The following is a 14,459-nucleotide window of genomic DNA, read 5'->3' as shown; positions in this document are numbered from 1 at the left end:
GGCCGTGGCGCAGGCTCTATAGGGCAGGAGCCGGCGCCGACTGTTTCAAGAAGTTCTTGGTTTGCCGTCAATGGCCGGTTCTGCATCCTTTGTAGCAGGTGTGGCGCCGGTCAGGTGACGGGCGATGAGCCCGCGATACCCGGCAGCGCCGAGGCAGGCACCGACAATCGGTGCAAAAATCGGAATCAGGAAATACGGAATATCACGGCCGCCAGTGAAGGAAATTTCACCCCAGCCGGCGAAGAAAGTCATCAGTTTCGGACCGAAGTCACGCGCCGGGTTCATGGCGAAACCGGTCAACGGCCCCATCGAACTGCCGATAACGGCAATCAGCAAGCCGATCAGCAGCGGCGCCAGCGGGCCTTTCGGCAGGCCGTTGTTGTCATCGGTCAGGGACATGATCACGCCCATCAGGATCGCCGTGATGATCATCTCGACCAGGAATGCCTGGGCGGTGGACAGCACCGGGTTCGGGAAGGTCGAGAACACCGAGGCCAACTCAAGGCTGGCGGCTGAGCCACGGACCATTTGGTGAGTTTGTTCGTAATCGAAGAAGAGATTGCTGTACAGCGTGTAAACCAGCAGCGCGCCGCAGAAGGCGCCGGCGATCTGGGCAAGAATATAGAACGGCAGTTTGCGCTTTTCGAAGTCGGCGAAGATCGCCAGGGCGATGCTCACGGCCGGGTTCAGGTGCGCGCCGGAAACCCCGGCGGTGAGGTAGATCGCCATGCTCACGCCGACGCCCCAGATGATGCTGATTTCCCACAGGCCGAAGCTGGCACCCGCGACTTTGAGCGCGGCGACACAGCCGGTGCCGAAAAAGATCAGAAGAGCAGTACCCAGAAACTCGGCCATGCATTGGCTCGAGAGCGATGGTTGCTGTAAAGCAGTTGTCATTGAAAACCTCGTTTTTGTTGTTGTCTGGCGCGTTTGCCAACAGGGCAAGGCGCGATTTTCCCCGAGTAGGAATCCCCATTCCGTTCCCGGTTTACTGCTGGGTGTCGCTGTGACGACAATTCTTACATTATTCAGATTCGAAAAAATATAGACAAGAAACAAACCTGTCAAAGGTCGAAAGTGAACCGTCGGTCACAATAAAACTATTCGCTGGGTGAATGATCCTTTGTGGCCCAGGTGCGACAACGTGCGCTGAATGTCTGCGAGCCGCGGGAATCGTGGCTTGGGATAGAGCCTTTTGAAGGCTGATCACCTAGAATCCGGCGGAGGTTTTTTTTGCCATTGCCGAGCCTGGAGCTGCCATGACCCCTGCGTTGGACTTGTTGAAAAAAGTTCGTGCCGAACATCGCGTGCACAGTTACGAACATGACCCGAAGGCCGCGTCCTATGGCCTTGAGGCCGCAGAGAAGCTGGCACTTGAACCGGCACAGGTGTTTAAAACCCTGCTCGCGGCCAGTGAAAAAGGCGAGTTGCTGGTGGCGGTGGTGCCGGTCGTCGGAAGCCTCGACCTCAAAGGTCTAGCCCATGCCGCTGGCGTAAAAAAAGTCGAGATGGCTGACCCGGCAGCCGCTCAGCGCTCCACCGGGTATCTGTTGGGCGGCATCAGCCCGTTGGGACAGAAGAAGCGCCTGCGTACCTTTATCGACAACTCGGCTCAGGGTTTTGCGACTATTTATGTCAGCGCCGGCCGGCGTGGCCTGGAAGTGGAACTGGCGCCCGCAGTGCTCGCCGAACACACCCAGGCCAAATTTGCCGACATCGGCCGTCCTTAGTCATTAATGCTGTATGTAAAAAAATGATGGGTTCTGTCACTGGCGCTGATCACGGCGTGGCTGCATCCTCTGCCGACTGACTCAGGGAGAAAGTTATGCAGCTCGAGTTTCATCAGGTCGACGCGTTCAGTGATCGGCCGCTCAGTGGTAATCCGGCGATGGTTTATCGGCTGGAGACGTGGCTCGCGGATGAGCTGATGCAGAAGATCGCCGCCGAACACAATCTGGCGGAAACCGCATTTCTGGTGCGCGAAGGTCAGGCCTGGCATATCCGCTGGTTTACCCCGACCACTGAAGTGCCGTTGTGCGGGCACGCCACGTTGGCGAGTGCTTATGTGCTGTTCGAGATCTACAAGGAAAGCGCCGAGCGTATCGACTTTACCTGTAAATCCGGTCCGCTGAGCGTCACGCGGGAAGGTGAACGGTTGTGGCTGGATTTCCCGTCGATCATGCCGTCTGAGATTGGTGTGACTGTCGACGTTGAGCGGGCGCTGGGGGTCGAGGCGGTGGATGTGCTCGGCTCCAACGAACTGTTTGTGGTGCTGGAGTCGGAGCAGGCGGTGCTCGATTGCAAACCGGACATGGTCGCGCTGGCCAAATTGCCGTGGCTGGGCGCGATCGTCACCGCGCGCGGCAATCAGCACGACTTCGTCTCGCGCTATTTTGCGCCGGCGATTGGCATCAATGAGGATCCGGTGACCGGGTCGACGCATTGCAGCCTGATCCCGTATTGGTCCAAGCGTCTGGGCAAGTCGAGCCTGACCGCCTGCCAGCGCTCGGCGCGGGGTGGGGAGTTATTCTGCCGGTTGGAAGGTGAGCGGGTGAAGATTGGCGGCAATGCGACGCTGGTTGCGAGCGGTACCCTGATCTTGGGTTGATGCAAAAACCTGTAGGAGTGAGCCTGCTCGCGATAGCGGTGTGTCAGTCAATATATTTGTTGATTGACACACCGCTATCGCGAGCAGGCTCACTCCTACAAGGAGAATCGTGTTGGATCAGAGTGCGGCGCTGTAGCGGCGGACGCCGTTTTCCACTGCCGGGATTTGTGCGGCGGTGCTGCCGGAGGCCTGGAAAAGTACCAAGTGTTCGGCAGCTACACGAATCCCCACCTCCGCCCCCACCCGATGATCGGCATGGCTCGGGAAAATCGATTCCAGCTGCGCACCCGTTGGCAATTGCAGGCGATACAGCGTCGAAGCGCCAAGGAACGTCTTGCCGACAATCCGCGCTTTCAACCCACTGTCCGGTGCATAAACAATGTCATCGGGACGCAGCAGCACATCCACCGCGCCGCCAATCGGCCACGTGTATGCCCGGTTGCCGCGCAGTTCACCCAGTTCGGTCTGCACCGATTCCGGGCTGCCGAGCTGACCACGAATGAAGTAACCCTGACCGATGAAGCTGGCCACATAAGGCGTTGCCGGTTCGTGATACAGGTTGTACGGCGTGTCCCACTGCTCCAGTCGACCTTCCTTGAACACGCCAACGTGGTCGCTGACGGCAAAAGCCTCTTCCTGGTCGTGGGTCACCAGAATTGCGCTGGTGCCACGCGCCTTGAGGATGTCGCGTACTTCATGGCTGAGCTTGCGCCGCAGTTCGCCATCGAGGTTGGAAAACGGCTCATCAAGCAGCAGCAATTGCGGCTCTGGCGCCAACGCACGGGCGAGTGCGACGCGCTGTTGCTGGCCGCCCGACAACTCGTGCGGGAAGCGCTTGCCGAGGTTTTTCAGGTTCACCAGTTCGAGCAGCTCTTCGGTGACGCGTTCCTTGTTTGGGTGCTTGCGAATGCCAAAGGCAATGTTGTCGGCCACGCTCAGGTGCGGGAACAGTGCGTAGTCCTGGAACACCATGCCGATCCGGCGTTTTTCCGGGGCGAGGGTGAAGCCGGCGCTGGAAATGGTTTCGCCACCGAGGGTGATTTCACCTTCGTGCACCGGCTCGAATCCGGCAATGGCACGCAGGGTGGTGGTCTTGCCGCAGCCGGACGAGCCGAGCAGGCAGCCGATGTCACCGGCGTTGAGGTGCAGATTGAGGTTCTGCACCACACGTTGATCTTGATAGCCGCAAGCGAGGTTGCGCAGGTTCAGCAGTAATTCATGACTCATGCGTGGTGATATGCCGGTTCAACGAGGAACTCGAGCAGGGCCTTCTGTGCGTGGAGACGGTTTTCTGCCTGATCCCAGGCGACGGAGCGCGGGTCATCAAGCAGGTCGAGGCTGATTTCTTCGCCACGGTGCGCCGGCAGGCAATGCATGAACAGCACGTCCTCGGCAGCGAGGTCGAGCAGGGCGCGGTTGACCTGAAACGGCGCGAACAGCTTGAGGCGCTTGGCAGTTTCCTCTTCCTGACCCATCGAAGTCCAGACGTCGGTGCTCACCAGATGCGCGCCGCGCACGGCGTCTTGCGGGTCGCGGACGATGGTCACGCGATCGCCGGCTCTGGCGACGAACTCAGGATTTGGCTCGTAGCCTTCCGGGCAGGCAACGCGCAACTGGAAGTCGAACTGGATCGCCGCTTCTATATAGCTGTTGCACATGTTGTTGCCGTCGCCGATCCAGGCGACCGTTTTGCCCTGGATCGAGCCACGGTGTTCAAGGAACGTCTGCATGTCGGCCAGCAACTGGCACGGGTGCAGGTCATCGGACAGGCCGTTGATCACTGGCACGCGCGAGTTGGCGGCGAATTCGGTCAGGGTGCTGTGGGCAAAGGTTCGGATCATCACCGCATCGAGCATGCTCGACATGACGATGGCGCAGTCGCCGATCGGCTCGCCACGGCCCAGTTGGGTATCGCGCGGCGACAGGAAGATTGCCTGGCCGCCGAGCTGGATCATGCCGGCCTCGAACGAGATCCGGGTGCGGGTCGAGGATTTTTCGAAGATCATCCCCAGCACGCGGTTTTTCAGAGGCTCGAACAGTACGCCGCGGTTACGCAGGTCCTTGAGCTCAACGCCTCGACGGATCACGCTGACCAGCTCTTCGGGCGTGCAATCCATCAGGGAGAGAAAGTGCCTTGCGCTCATCATTGACTACCTTTTGCTACAAACCGCAGATGCTCAAAGCCTTGTTTAACGGAACAACGGGCGAGACCTGCGGCGTAAGCCGCACGGGGCGACGAAATAGGGGAAGGCGCGATATTGACACTAAATGTCGCGTTTTTCCAATAGGCTACGGTTTTTGCGGGATTCGGAGGGCGCACTGAATGTTGCAGTCGCGCATTTGAAGCCGGGTTCAGGACAGCAGCGAGCCTCTTTGTACACTGGCCTTGCAGGGCTTGGCAATGCGGCGTGGCGGGGATCGCGTCGCTTGGGTCGGTTTACGACCGTGGCGCCATGCCATCACTTGGTCGGATGCTCAGGCTGAAACATTTGCTAAAGCAAAGTGCTGGGTTATAAATAAGTTTCGAGCGACGCAGGAAGCCTCCGCATGGAATCGAAAGAAAAACTGTTAATGGAACTGCTGGGCCACACGGCTCGCTCACTGACCCATCTCACCGCCTCAGTCACTTCAATGTCATTCGAACTGCTGCGCAGCGAAGACGAAGTGGTGAAGAGTGCCGGCCGCCACATGATCGATCGCATGGCGACCATCAGTGCCGGGCTCGACGAACACTGGCGATTGATCGGCGAGCTCACCGGCGTACATGTCGCCCACGAGCAGATTGAAACCATTCAGGAGATTCAGCTGGCCGCACCGCCTCAGCTGCCGTCGAACTGATCATGGCGGTTTATCGGCTCGCCTGATAACCGCCGATTCACAGGACGAACGTCGCTGGCGCAGGATCGGCGCCGGGGCCATAGTTTTGTTCCCGCGGGCGTGAATGCCTGCCCAGAACAAGACAGAGACTGGCCATGACCAAGACTCTCCATCACCGTGCCTGCCATCTGTGTGAAGCCATTTGCGGGCTGACCATCGAAACCACCGAAACCGATGGCAACGTCGCGATCACATCAATCAAGGGTGACGCGCTCGACACGTTTAGTCGTGGACACATCTGCCCCAAAGCTGTGGCCCTGCAAGATATCCAGAACGACCCTGATCGCCTGCGCCAGCCAATGCGCCGTGTGGGCAGCGAATGGCTACCAATAGAGTGGGACGAGGCTTTTGCGCTGGTGGCCGAGAAGCTGGCGGCCATCCAGGAGCGTCATGGCCAGAACGCCGTGGCGGTCTATCAAGGCAACCCGAGCGTGCATAACTACGGGCTGATGACCCACAGCAATTATTTCCTGGGGTTGCTGAAGACGCGCAATCGCTACTCGGCGACCTCGGTCGATCAGTTGCCGCATCACCTGAGCAGTTATCTGATGTACGGCCATGGGTTGCTGTTGCCGATTCCAGATATCGATCACACCGACTTCATGCTGATTCTCGGCGGTAATCCGCTGGCGTCCAACGGCAGCATCATGACCGTGCCGGATGTCGAGAAGCGTTTGAAAGCGATTCAGGCGCGCGGCGGCAAAGTGGTGGTTGTCGATCCACGGCGCAGCGAGACGGCGGCCATGGCTGATCAGCATTTGTTCGTGCGTCCGGGGGGCGATGCAGCGTTGTTGTTTGGTGTGCTGAACACCCTGTTTAGCGAAGGCTTGACCAGCGAAAGTCATTTGCCGGTCGATGGGCTGGATGACGTGCGCGCCGCTGTCGCTGCGTTTACCGCTGAAGCCATGAGCCCGTTGTGTGCGGTTCCTGCCGAGCAGATCCGCCAACTGGCCCGGGATTTCGCCGCCGCGCCGAGTGCCGTGTGCTACGGACGCATGGGCGTTTCGACGCAGGCCTTCGGCACCTTGTGTCACTGGGTGGTGCAATTGATCAACCTGGTCACCGGTAATCTTGATCGCGTCGGCGGTGCACTGTGCACGGAACCCGCAGTGGATCTGGTGGCGTCGACTTCGGGCGGGCATTTCAACAAATGGCAGAGTCGCGTTTCCGGGCGTCCCGAGTACGGCGGCGAGCTACCGGTCTCGGCCCTGGCCGAAGAGATGCTTACCGAAGGTGAGGGCCAGATTCGTGCGCTGATCACCGTCGCTGGCAACCCGGTGTTGTCGACGCCGAACGGGCGGCAACTGGAGCAGGCGCTGGATGGCCTGGAGTTCATGGTCAGCGTCGACCTGTACATCAACGAAACCACGCGCTATGCCGACCTGATTCTGCCGTCAACCTCGGCGCTGGAAAACGATCACTACGACACGACGTTCAACCTGTTCGCGGTGCGCAACGTCACCCGCTTCAACCGCGCGATCCTCGCCAAACCCGAGGGCGCCTTGCATGACTGGGAGATCTTCGTGGGCCTGGCCAAGGCCTTTGCCGAGAAGACTGGCAAGGAACTGAAACCGACCATGCCACCGGCGAAGATGATCGATATGGGCCTGCGCATGGGCCTGTACGGTGACGCGTCCGAACAGAAGCTTTCGTTGGCGACGTTGTTCGATCATCCCCACGGGATTGATCTGGGCGCGTTGAAGCCGAACCTGGCTGCGCGCCTGAAAACGCCGAATCAGCGCGTGCAGGCTGCTCCGCCAGAGATCCTTGCTGACCTCGCACGCTTTGCCGCATTGCAGGCGCCGGCCGCCGATGAGCTGTTGATGATTGGCCGTCGTCATGTGCGCAGCAATAACTCGTGGATGCACAACTATCACCGTCTGGTGAAGGGCAAGCCGCGCCATCAACTGCTGATGCATCCGGATGACCTCGCCAGCCGTGGGCTTAACGATGGTCAGTTGGTTCGCGTCAGCTCGCGGGTGGGGCAGATCGAGGTCGAGGTGCTCGGCAGTCTGGACATGATGAAAGGCGTGGTCAGCCTGCCGCATGGTTGGGGGCATGCGCGGCCGGGCGTGCAAATGGCGATTGCCAGCAGTCAGCCTGGGTCGAGCGCAAACGATCTGACCGATGAATGCCAGCTAGATGAGCTGTCGGGTAACGCCGCACTTAATGGTGTGCCGGTGACGGTGGCGGCGGCCTGAATGTGACCGTCGGGGAGACCGAGCATGGCGCTCGGGATTCCGTTACAATGCGTCACCGTGCCGACCCATGAGTCGGAAAGTTCAGCCGAGGTGCTCCATGGATATCATCGAAACGATTAAAGAGCAGATTGCCAACAACACCATTCTGCTTTACATGAAAGGCTCGCCGAATGCCCCACAGTGTGGCTTCTCTGCGAAAGCTGCGCAGGCTGTGATGGCTTGTGGCGAAAAGTTTGCGTACGTGGACATCCTGCAGAACCCGGAAATCCGCGCCAACCTGCCGAAGTACGCCAACTGGCCGACTTTCCCGCAACTGTGGGTCGGCGGTGAACTGGTCGGCGGTAGCGACATCATGACCGAGATGGCTGCAGACGGTTCGCTGCAAAGCACCATCAAGGCGGCTGTTGAAGCGGCAGCGGCGAACAAGTCCGAAGCCTGATCGGCCAGGTTTCATGCGACAGCTGCTGCTTGTGTAGGAGCTGTCGAGTGAAACGAGGCTGCGATCTTTTGATCTTCAGCCAATAAAAAGCCCCGCCACTCGAAAGAGGGCGGGGCTTTTTAGTGCGTTCGAAAAGTTACTGCAAGTTGCCGGTGCAATCTGAAAAGATCGCAGCCTTCGGCAGCTCCTACTCTTCGCCCATCTGCGATTGCAGATAGTTCTCAAGACCGACTTTGTCGATCAGGCCCAGTTGGGTTTCCAGCCAGTCGATATGTTCTTCTTCGGATTCGAGAATGTCTTCGAGCAGTTCACGGCTGCCGAAATCGCCAACGGTTTCGCAATGGGCGATTGCGGTCTTCAGGTCAGCATGGCCGGTCTTCTCGATACGCAGGTCGCACTCCAGCATTTCCTTGGTGTGCTCGCCGATGTGCAGCTTGCCCAGGTCCTGCACGTTCGGCAGGCCTTCGAGGAACAGGATGCGCTTGATCAGCTTGTCCGCGTGTTTCATCTCGTCGATGGATTCTTTGTATTCGTGCTTGCCGAGCTTGTTCAGGCCCCAATCTTCATACATGCGTGCATGCAGGAAGTACTGATTGATCGCGACCAGCTCATTGGCAAGGATCTTGTTGAGATGCTGGATGACTGTAATGTCGCCTTTCATGATCGGAGTCCTGCCCTGTATTAGCTGTATATACGGCGGAGTTTGAGCTTCGTACTTATAAGTGTCAAACCTAAGTTATTGAATAATATATGAAAATTAATCGGAATAAGAATGTTTGTGTTCCGCGTCTGGGTGCTAAGCAGTTGATTTACAGGCATAAAAAAACCGGACATAAGTCCGGTTCTTTGAAATGGGGGGCAATTAAGCGGCGGTAAATTCTACGGGGTAGGGGATCGCAGCCTGAGCGGTTTGCAGCTTGGTCAGGGTTTCGCGAACGACTTCCTTGGCAAGGCACGCGCATTTGCCGCATTGGCTGGCGACGCCGGTGGCCTGGCGGACTTCTTTATAGCTGCAGCAACCTTCATAGATCGCATCGCGGATCTGTCCGTCGGTGACGCCAGTGCAGAGACAAACATACATAAGTGAGAACCGTCGCTGGTTGTGACTCAATTGCGATGGATCTTAATGTTAACGAGAATGATTGTCAAAGTGCTTTCGGAAGGCTTTTGCTGATTCCCAGCCGTGACTGACGAACGGTATTTGCTGGCGTTTTGCCTGGCCCCGTAAATGCAGCGCCGTTCTGCGCCTGCTTTGAAAAACCGTTAAGGACAGGCCAAATTCGCAGTGTATGATGGTCGGCCCTTGCGAAGGGGGTTCGTGTCACAGGGCTGTCGCCTGAGGGTGGCAGGCTGGCGCGGACCCTGAACTTCAAGTTTTTACACCAGGAGATATCAATGAGCGTACTCGTAGGCAAACAAGCCCCTGACTTCACCGTCCCGGCCGTACTCGGCAATGGCGAGATCGTTGACAGCTTCACCCTGTCCTCGGCCATCAAAGGCAAATACGGCCTGGTGTTCTTCTACCCACTGGACTTCACCTTCGTCTGCCCGTCCGAGCTGATCGCTCTGGACAACCGCATGGCCGACTTCAAGGCTCGCAATGTTGAAGTGATCGCTGTGTCGATCGACTCGCACTTCACTCACAACGCATGGCGCAACACCCCAGTAAACAATGGCGGCATCGGCCAGGTGAAATACACCATGGCTGCCGACATGAAGCACGACATCGCCAAGGCTTACGACGTTGAATCCGAAGGTGGCGTGGCTTTCCGTGGCGCGTTCCTGATCGACGACAAAGGCGTTGTCCGTTCGCAGATCATCAACGACCTGCCGCTGGGCCGTAACATGGAAGAGCTGATCCGTCTGGTCGACGCTCTGCAATTCCACGAAGAGCACGGCGAAGTCTGCCCTGCCAACTGGAAAAAAGGCGACAAAGGCATGAACGCTTCGCCAGAAGGCGTTGCGGCTTACCTGACCGAGAACGCTGCAGCCCTGTAAGGCGCAACGTCGAGGTACAAAAAAACCGGCCCACGTGGCCGGTTTTTTTATGCGCGGGATTCACCCGACAACCATCAATCAGTCGTCGAAGTCTTCCCAGCCGCCCATCTGTTTCCAGCGGTTGACGATGCCGCAGAACAGCTCAGCGGTTTTCTCGGTGTCATAACGCGCCGAGTGCGCCTCACGACCGTCGAAATCGATGTCGGCGGCCTGGCAGGCTTTCGCCAGTACGGTTTGACCGTATGCCAGACCAGCCAACGTCGCAGTGTCGAAACTGGAGAACGGGTGGAACGGGTTGCGTTTCATGTCCAGACGCGCAACGGCTGCGTTCAGGAAGCCAAGGTCGAAGCTGCTGTTGTGCCCGACCAGAATCGCGCGCTTGCAGCCATTGGCCTTCAGCGCCTTGCGAATGCCACGGAAGATGTCGGTCAGCGCGGTTTCTTCGCTGACAGCCATGCGCAGTGGATGGTCCAGCTTGATTCCGGTGAACTCCAGCGCTGCTGCTTCGATGTTGGCGCCTTCGAAAGGCTCAACACGGAAGAAGTAGGTGTGATCCGGGTATACAAAACCCTTTTCATCCATGGCGATGGTGGTCGCAGCAATCTCCAGCAACGCATCGGTGGCCGAGTTGAAGCCGCCGGTTTCTACGTCAACGACAACCGGCAGGTAGCCGCGAAAGCGTGCTGCCATCGGGTGGCGGGAACCGCCACCACCACTTTGACCGTCCAGTTCGTCGTCGAAATGGTCTTCACTCACGCGTGTTCCTCCAGCAGGCGCCAGCGCAGTTTTTCACCGGCGCGCAGCGGGATAACGGTCAGCTCGCCAAACGGCAGGCTGGTCGGGGCGGTCCATTCTTCACGAACCAGGGTGATGCGATCGGTGTTCGCCGGCAGGCCGTAGAAACGCGGGCCGTTGAGGCTGGCGAAGGCTTCGAGTTTGTCCAGCGCATTACGCTGTTCGAAGGCTTCGGCGTACATCTCGATGGCGGCGTACGCGGTGTAGCAGCCGGCACAGCCGCAAGCGGCTTCCTTGGCGTGCTGGGCGTGCGGCGCCGAGTCGGTGCCGAGGAAGAACTTCGCGCTGCCACTGGTGGCGGCGTCGAGCAGGGCTTCCTGGTGCGTATTGCGCTTGAGGATCGGCAGGCAATAGAAGTGCGGCCGAATCCCGCCCACCAGCATGTGGTTGCGGTTGTACAGCAGGTGATGCGCGGTGATGGTCGCGCCTACGTTGGCCGAAGCCTCGTTGACGAACTGCACGGCGTCACCGGTGGTGATGTGTTCAAACACCACTTTCAGCGTCGGGAAGCGCTCGACCACGCGGCGCATGTGCTCGTCGATGAAGATCTTTTCGCGGTCGAACACATCGACGTCGCCACGGGTGACTTCACCGTGGATCAGCAACGGCATGCCGACTTCGGCCATGGCTTCCAGTGCCGGGAAGATCTTGTCGATGCTGGTTACCCCGGAATCGGAGTTGGTGGTCGCGCCGGCCGGGTACAGCTTGGCTGCGTGCACAAAACCACTCGCCTTGGCTTCACGAATTTCTTCGGGCTGGGTGCGGTCGGTGAGGTACAGCACCATCAGCGGTTCGAAGCGACTGCCGGCCGGGCGGGCAGCGAGAATCCGCTGGCGATAGCCGTCGGCTTCAGCGGCGTTGCGCACCGGTGGTACCAGGTTGGGCATGATGATGGCGCGGCCAAAAGTGCGCGCAACATCGGCAACGGTATTGGTCAACACGGCACCATCGCGAAGATGAATGTGCCAGTCGTCGGGACGCAGCAGGGTCAGGCGGTCGGGCATGAGGGGATTCCAGGCGGGTCAAACTGAGGCGAATGCTACCGGAAAAGACTCTTGCAGGCACTCGCTATCAAGTTTTGCCGGAACCTTCCGATATCCCGTAGGTATGCCGTAAACATAGTGTGAATCGGTCTTTGTGTTTCAGAAGCCAATGGAGCCTCCCGTGCGCCAGCGTTATTTAGCCTTGCTCAGTGTGTTTGCCAGCCTTCCGGCGATGGCGCTCACGTACCAGACCCGTCTGGAGAACATTGAGTGGACGGTCGCCGGCGACAAGTTCGAATGTCGTCTGACCCAACCGATCACTGATTTCGGCTCGGGTGAGTTCGTGCGCAAGGCCGGCGAGCAGGCGATATTCCGTCTGAACGCCTACAACGCCATGCTCGGCGGCGGCTCTGCAACGTTGCTGGCAGCGGCTGCGCCTTGGCAGCCGGGCCGTGGTGACATCAATCTGGGCTCTGTGCGGCTCGGCAGCGGCAACGTCTTGTTCAGCAGTTCGCAGTCCCAGGCCGGCGGTTTGATCAGTGGCCTGCTGGACGGTCGCAGCCCGGTCGTACGGCGCGCTTCAGGCGATGGCCGTGTCTCTGAAGTACGCCTGTTGCCGGTCAAGTTCAGCAAAGCCTTCAATGATTACCAGACATGTGTGGCGAAATTGCTGCCGCAGAATTTCGACCAGATCAAACAGTCGCAGATCGGCTTCCCCGGCGAAGGCGTTGACCTGGATCCCGCCGCTAAAGCCAAGCTGCAAGTGATGCTCGAATACATGAAGGCCGATCCGACGGTCAATCACATCGAACTCGACGGCCATTCCGACAACAGCGGTAATCGCCTGACCAACCGTGAACTGTCGCGCCGCCGCGCGCTGGCGGTGGTCGACTTCTTCAAGGCCAACGGCATTCAGGAATCGCAGATCACCGTGCGTTTCCATGGCGAGCAATATCCCATTGTGCCGAACACCAACGCGGCCAATCGCGCGAAGAACCGTCGGGTCAATGTCAAACTGGCGCGCGTGGCGCCGGTCGTGGCTCCGGCACCGCAAGCGAGCACGCCAGCCAATACTGCGGCGACTTCCTGACCCGCCGGTCATCGTCGCGCTCTCGACAGATTCTGTCGCTTTGTCGTCTTAAGCTGTCGCGCCTCTGTAAATTATTGCGTTTGGGCGGTAGACTCCTCGGCTTTCCGTAGAACCCCGTGGAGTGATGGCATGGCGGACGTAAACAAGGTCGTTCTGGCGTATTCCGGCGGCCTGGACACTTCGGTGATCCTCAAGTGGCTGCAGGATACTTATAACTGTGAAGTGGTGACCTTCACCGCTGATCTCGGTCAAGGCGAAGAGGTCGAGCCGGCCCGCGCCAAGGCTCAGGCCATGGGCGTCAAAGAAATCTACATCGACGACCTGCGCGAAGAGTTCGTGCGTGATTTCGTGTTCCCGATGTTCCGCGCCAACACCGTTTACGAAGGCGAGTACCTGCTGGGTACTTCCATCGCGCGTCCGCTGATCGCCAAACGTCTGATCGAAATCGCCAACGAAACCGGCGCTGACGCCATTTCCCATGGCGCCACCGGCAAGGGTAACGACCAGGTGCGTTTCGAACTGGGTGCCTACGCGCTCAAGCCAGGCGTGAAAGTGATCGCGCCTTGGCGCGAGTGGGACCTGCTGTCCCGCGAGAAGCTGATGGACTACGCCGAGAAGCACGCGATCCCGATCGAGCGTCACGGCAAGAAGAAGTCCCCGTACTCGATGGACGCCAACCTGCTGCACATCTCCTATGAAGGCGGCGTGCTGGAAGACACCTGGACCGAGCACGAAGAAGACATGTGGAAATGGACCGTCTCCCCGGAGAACGCTCCTGACAAAGCGCAATACCTGGAACTGACCTACCGCAACGGCGACATCGTTGCACTGGACGGCGTCGAAATGACTCCGGCCACCGTGCTGGCGACGCTGAACAAGATCGGTGGCGCTCACGGTATCGGCCGTCTCGACATTGTCGAAAACCGTTACGTCGGCATGAAGTCCCGTGGCTGCTACGAAACCCCGGGCGGCACCATCATGCTGCGCGCTCACCGCGCCATCGAATCGATCACCCTGGACCGCGAAGTCGCTCACCTCAAAGACGAGCTGATGCCGAAATACGCCAGCCTGATCTACACCGGTTACTGGTGGAGCCCAGAGCGTCTGATGCTGCAGCAGATGATCGACGCTTCGCAGGTCAACGTGAACGGCGTTGTGCGCCTGAAGTTGTACAAAGGCAACGTGATCGTTACCGGCCGCAAGTCCGACGATTCGCTGTTCGATTCCAACATCGCGACCTTCGAAGAAGACGGCGGTGCTTACAACCAGGCTGATGCCGCGGGCTTCATCAAGCTCAACGCGCTGCGCATGCGCATTGCTGCCAACAAGGGCCGCAAGCTGTTCTAAGCGTTCTGGTTTGAAGCGTAATGAAAAGGGCGGCCTTGTCATCGAGACAAGGCCGCCCTTTTTGCATGATTCTTTGTTTGCGTCTGATTGAAGCCTGTTCCTGATCTTGGCATCTGTGGCT

The 14,459-nt window shown here is 58.8% G+C and carries 15 protein-coding genes; 8 read left to right on the top strand and 7 right to left on the bottom strand.

The genetic code is table 11. From position 1 onward, the window contains the following. Window positions 1-45 precede the first annotated feature (45 nt). On the bottom strand, window positions 46-897 hold the full coding sequence (locus tag AB4N74_RS17795; RefSeq protein WP_007916695.1) for an MIP/aquaporin family protein: 852 nt from the start codon (window positions 895-897) through the stop codon (window positions 46-48). A gap of 362 nt (window positions 898-1,259) precedes the next feature. Between AB4N74_RS17795 and ybaK the strand changes: the two genes are divergently transcribed. Next, a complete protein-coding gene (ybaK, locus tag AB4N74_RS17790; RefSeq protein ID WP_090285884.1) occupies window positions 1,260-1,730 on the top strand; it encodes a Cys-tRNA(Pro) deacylase in 471 nt (156 codons plus the stop codon). A 95-nt stretch (window positions 1,731-1,825) separates the two neighbouring features. Further along, on the top strand, window positions 1,826-2,608 hold the full coding sequence (locus AB4N74_RS17785; protein ID WP_460096771.1) for a PhzF family phenazine biosynthesis protein: 783 nt from the start codon (window positions 1,826-1,828) through the stop codon (window positions 2,606-2,608). A gap of 117 nt (window positions 2,609-2,725) precedes the next feature. Here AB4N74_RS17785 and AB4N74_RS17780 read toward each other — a convergent pair whose 3' ends face one another. Together AB4N74_RS17780 and argF are read right to left on the bottom strand one after the other, a co-directional pair. Continuing rightward, the gene (locus AB4N74_RS17780; protein WP_460096769.1) at window positions 2,726-3,835 is read right to left on the bottom strand and encodes an ABC transporter ATP-binding protein; all 1,110 of its coding nucleotides are present in this window, start codon (window positions 3,833-3,835) and stop codon (window positions 2,726-2,728) included. After that, window positions 3,832-4,752 (bottom strand): ornithine carbamoyltransferase, encoded by a 921-nt coding sequence (gene argF / locus AB4N74_RS17775; RefSeq protein ID WP_093430582.1) that lies wholly within the window; start codon window positions 4,750-4,752, stop codon window positions 3,832-3,834. Before argF ends, AB4N74_RS17780 begins: the two co-directional genes overlap by 4 nt. Window positions 4,753-5,155: 403 nt before the next feature. Here argF and AB4N74_RS17770 point away from each other — a divergent pair, with 403 nt between their 5' ends. The 3 genes from AB4N74_RS17770 (at window position 5,156) to grxD (ending at window position 8,125) form a co-directional block, all read left to right on the top strand. Continuing rightward, window positions 5,156-5,446, top strand: coding sequence for a hypothetical protein (locus tag AB4N74_RS17770; protein ID WP_016986650.1), 291 nt, complete (start codon window positions 5,156-5,158; stop codon window positions 5,444-5,446). 134 nt (window positions 5,447-5,580) lie between these two features. After that, window positions 5,581-7,686 (top strand): molybdopterin oxidoreductase family protein, encoded by a 2,106-nt coding sequence (locus AB4N74_RS17765; RefSeq protein ID WP_414927003.1) that lies wholly within the window; start codon window positions 5,581-5,583, stop codon window positions 7,684-7,686. A 97-nt stretch (window positions 7,687-7,783) separates the two neighbouring features. Next, window positions 7,784-8,125: a Grx4 family monothiol glutaredoxin gene (grxD, locus tag AB4N74_RS17760; protein ID WP_016773402.1), complete on the top strand. Its 342-nt coding sequence runs from the start codon at window positions 7,784-7,786 to the stop codon at window positions 8,123-8,125. 187 nt (window positions 8,126-8,312) lie between these two features. On the opposite strand, the gene bfr is transcribed toward grxD, so the two are convergent. After that, window positions 8,313-8,786: a bacterioferritin gene (bfr, locus tag AB4N74_RS17755; RefSeq protein ID WP_007916671.1), complete on the bottom strand. Its 474-nt coding sequence runs from the start codon at window positions 8,784-8,786 to the stop codon at window positions 8,313-8,315. Between the two features lie 201 nt (window positions 8,787-8,987). After that, window positions 8,988-9,206 carry a bacterioferritin-associated ferredoxin gene (locus AB4N74_RS17750; protein ID WP_093430580.1) on the bottom strand — a complete coding sequence of 73 codons (219 nt, stop codon included), beginning with the start codon at window positions 9,204-9,206 and terminating at the stop codon, window positions 8,988-8,990. A 314-nt stretch (window positions 9,207-9,520) separates the two neighbouring features. Between AB4N74_RS17750 and AB4N74_RS17745 the strand changes: the two genes are divergently transcribed. Then, window positions 9,521-10,123 carry a peroxiredoxin gene (locus AB4N74_RS17745; RefSeq protein ID WP_003227723.1) on the top strand — a complete coding sequence of 201 codons (603 nt, stop codon included), beginning with the start codon at window positions 9,521-9,523 and terminating at the stop codon, window positions 10,121-10,123. A gap of 78 nt (window positions 10,124-10,201) precedes the next feature. Here the strand turns inward: AB4N74_RS17745 and rnt are convergent, their stop codons facing one another. Next, a complete protein-coding gene (gene rnt / locus AB4N74_RS17740; RefSeq protein ID WP_007916667.1) occupies window positions 10,202-10,879 on the bottom strand; it encodes a ribonuclease T in 678 nt (225 codons plus the stop codon). After that, entirely contained in the window at window positions 10,876-11,922 is a 1,047-nt protein-coding gene (gene pyrC / locus AB4N74_RS17735) for a dihydroorotase (RefSeq protein ID WP_460096766.1), read from the bottom strand. Before pyrC ends, rnt begins: the two co-directional genes overlap by 4 nt. Before the next feature lie 160 nt (window positions 11,923-12,082). Here pyrC and AB4N74_RS17730 point away from each other — a divergent pair, with 160 nt between their 5' ends. Next, entirely contained in the window at window positions 12,083-12,991 is a 909-nt protein-coding gene (locus AB4N74_RS17730) for a flagellar protein MotY (protein WP_093430576.1), read from the top strand. A gap of 129 nt (window positions 12,992-13,120) precedes the next feature. Next, window positions 13,121-14,338, top strand: a complete 1,218-nt coding sequence (locus AB4N74_RS17725; protein WP_007916658.1) for an argininosuccinate synthase — start codon at window positions 13,121-13,123, stop codon at window positions 14,336-14,338. Window positions 14,339-14,459 lie beyond the last annotated feature (121 nt).

The organism is Pseudomonas sp. H3_C08 (genome assembly GCF_054669455.1).
Note: the sequence above shows the minus strand (reverse complement) of the source record. Positions and strands in the feature narration are given on the sequence as shown.